Origin of the sequence: Enterococcus sp. FR204, from assembly GCF_031143325.1 — a bacterium.
GTDB lineage: Bacteria > Bacillota > Bacilli > Lactobacillales > Enterococcaceae > Enterococcus_B > Enterococcus_B faecium.
Genome location: NZ_JAKZIW010000085.1, coordinates 1 through 3,395 on the forward strand (window position 1 = coordinate 1; position 3,395 = coordinate 3,395).

Here is a 3,395-nt window from a genome sequence, read left to right on the forward strand (position 1 = left end):
TTTGTTCATTGAAAACTGGATATTTGAAGTAAATGTAAGTAATACAAACCGAGAACACCGCGTTGAATTTGAAAGCTGAACAAATTGTTTAGCCTGAAGCAAAATAGGCGGACGGCCATAAAATCTTTGATTTTATGAGACGATCGATCTTTTTGCCGTACAGGCTGATTTGTGAGCTGGATAGAGTTTTTTAATAAGTTCAATTGCTTATTTTCTTGATCTAACTTCTATCGCTAGAAGAAGGATCAAAACCCAACCGTAAGGTTGATAAGGTTAAGTGAATAAGGGCGCACGGTGGATGCCTTGGCACTAGGAGCCGATGAAGGACGGGACTAACACCGATATGCTTTGGGGAGCTGTACGTAAGCTATGATCCAGAGATTTCCGAATGGGGGAACCCAACATCTTTAATAGGATGTTACGATTGTGTGAATACATAGCACATTCGAGGTAGACGCAGAGAACTGAAACATCTAAGTACCTGCAGGAAGAGAAAGAAAATTCGATTCCCTGAGTAGCGGCGAGCGAAACGGGAAAAGCCCAAACCAGCAAGCTTGCTTGTTGGGGTTGTAGGACTCCAATATGGTAGTTCTTTCAGATAGTCGAATGACTTGGAAAAGTCAGTCAAAGAGGGTAAAAACCCCGTAGACGAAATGTGGAAGACACCTAGGAGGATCCTGAGTACGGCGGAACACGAGAAATTCCGTCGGAATCCGGGAGGACCATCTCCCAAGGCTAAATACTCCCTAGTGACCGATAGTGAACCAGTACCGTGAGGGAAAGGTGAAAAGCACCCCGGAAGGGGAGTGAAATAGAACCTGAAACCGTGTGCCTACAACAAGTCAAAGCCCGTTAATGGGTGATGGCGTGCCTTTTGTAGAATGAACCGGCGAGTTACGATTGCATGCGAGGTTAAGTTGAAGAGACGGAGCCGCAGCGAAAGCGAGTCTGAATAGGGCGTTTGAGTATGTAGTCGTAGACCCGAAACCATGTGATCTACCCATGTCCAGGTTGAAGGTGCGGTAAAACGCACTGGAGGACCGAACCCACGTACGTTGAAAAGTGCGGGGATGAGGTGTGGGTAGCGGAGAAATTCCAAACGAACTTGGAGATAGCTGGTTCTCTCCGAAATAGCTTTAGGGCTAGCCTCGGAATTGAGAATGATGGAGGTAGAGCACTGTTTGGACTAGGGGCCCATCTCGGGTTACCGAATTCAGATAAACTCCGAATGCCATTCATTCATATCCGGGAGTCAGACTGTGAGTGATAAGATCCATAGTCGAAAGGGAAACAGCCCAGACCACCAGCTAAGGTCCCAAAATATATGTTAAGTGGAAAAGGATGTGGGGTTGCACAGACAACTAGGATGTTGGCTTAGAAGCAGCCACCATTTAAAGAGTGCGTAATAGCTCACTAGTCGAGTGACCCTGCGCCGAAAATGTACCGGGGCTAAACATATTACCGAAGCTGTGGAGTACACCTTTAGGTGTATTGGTAGGAGAGCGTTCTAAGGGCGTTGAAGGCAGATCGTGAGGACTGCTGGAGCGCTTAGAAGTGAGAATGCCGGTATGAGTAGCGAAAGACAGGTGAGAATCCTGTCCACCGAATGACTAAGGTTTCCTGGGGAAGGCTCGTCCGCCCAGGGTTAGTCGGGACCTAAGCCGAGGCCGACAGGCGTAGGCGATGGATAACAGGTTGATATTCCTGTACCCGTTGTTTTTGTTTGAGCAATGGAGGGACGCAGGAGGCTAAGGAATGCAGACGATCGGAAATGTCTGTCCAAGCAGTAAGTCTGAAGAGGAGTCAAATGCTTCTTTTCTTAAGGACAAGCTGTGATGGGGAGGGAAATAATAGTACCGAAGTTCCTGATGTCACACTGCCGAGAAAAGCTTCTAGTGAGAAAACAGCGGCCCGTACCGCAAACCGACACAGGTAGTCGAGGAGAGAATCCTAAGGTGAGCGAGAGAACTCTCGTTAAGGAACTCGGCAAAATGACCCCGTAACTTCGGGAGAAGGGGTGCTGATCATACGATCAGCCGCAGTGAATAGGCCCAAGCGACTGTTTATCAAAAACACAGGTCTCTGCAAAATCGTAAGATGAAGTATAGGGGCTGACGCCTGCCCGGTGCTGGAAGGTTAAGAGGAGTGCTTAGCGCAAGCGAAGGTACGAATTGAAGCCCCAGTAAACGGCGGCCGTAACTATAACGGTCCTAAGGTAGCGAAATTCCTTGTCGGGTAAGTTCCGACCCGCACGAAAGGCGTAACGATTTGGGCACTGTCTCAACGAGAGACTCGGTGAAATTTTAGTACCTGTGAAGATGCAGGTTACCCGCGACAGGACGGAAAGACCCCATGGAGCTTTACTGTAGTTTGATATTGAGTGTCTGTACCGCATGTACAGGATAGGTAGGAGCCGTAGAAATCGGAACGCTAGTTTCGATGGAGGCGCTGGTGGGATACTACCCCTGCGTTATGGCCACTCTAACCCGCACCACTAATCGTGGTGGGAGACAGTGTCAGATGGGCAGTTTGACTGGGGCGGTCGCCTCCTAAAAGGTAACGGAGGCGCCCAAAGGTTCCCTCAGAATGGTTGGAAATCATTCGAAGAGTGTAAAGGCAGAAGGGAGCTTGACTGCGAGACCAACAAGTCGAGCAGGGACGAAAGTCGGGCTTAGTGATCCGGTGGTTCCGCATGGAAGGGCCATCGCTCAACGGATAAAAGCTACCCTGGGGATAACAGGCTTATCTCCCCCAAGAGTCCACATCGACGGGGAGGTTTGGCACCTCGATGTCGGCTCGTCGCATCCTGGGGCTGTAGTCGGTCCCAAGGGTTGGGCTGTTCGCCCATTAAAGCGGCACGCGAGCTGGGTTCAGAACGTCGTGAGACAGTTCGGTCCCTATCCGTCGCGGGCGTTGGAAATTTGAGAGGAGCTGTCCTTAGTACGAGAGGACCGGGATGGACTTACCGCTGGTGTACCAGTTGTTCTGCCAAGGGCATTGCTGGGTAGCTATGTAGGGAAGGGATAAACGCTGAAAGCATCTAAGTGTGAAGCCCACCTCAAGATGAGATTTCCCATTTCTTTAAGAAAGTAAGATCCCTGAGAGATGATCAGGTAGATAGGTCAGGAGTGGAAGTACAGTGATGTATGGAGCGGACTGATACTAATCGATCGAGGACTTAACCAATTGGTTAAAAGAAAAGAGCTCGGCAAAAACTTATATGACTTCAAATCCAGTTTTGAGTGAACAAAATTTACTCAATAAAAGATAACACCACAGTGTGGTGGCGATAGCGAGAAGGATACACCTGTAACCATGCCGAACACAGAAGTTAAGCTTCTTAGCGCCGATTGTAGTGAGGGGTTGCCCCTTGTGAGAGTAGGACGTCGCCACGC

General features: G+C 49.2%; 2 rRNA genes. Both read left to right on the plus strand.

From position 1 onward, the window contains the following. Positions 1-271: 271 nt before the first annotated feature. Positions 272-3,186: ribosomal RNA gene (locus RG571_RS11780) — 23S ribosomal RNA — on the plus strand. A 93-nt stretch (positions 3,187-3,279) separates the two neighbouring features. Further along, positions 3,280-3,395 (plus strand): 5S ribosomal RNA (gene rrf / locus RG571_RS11785).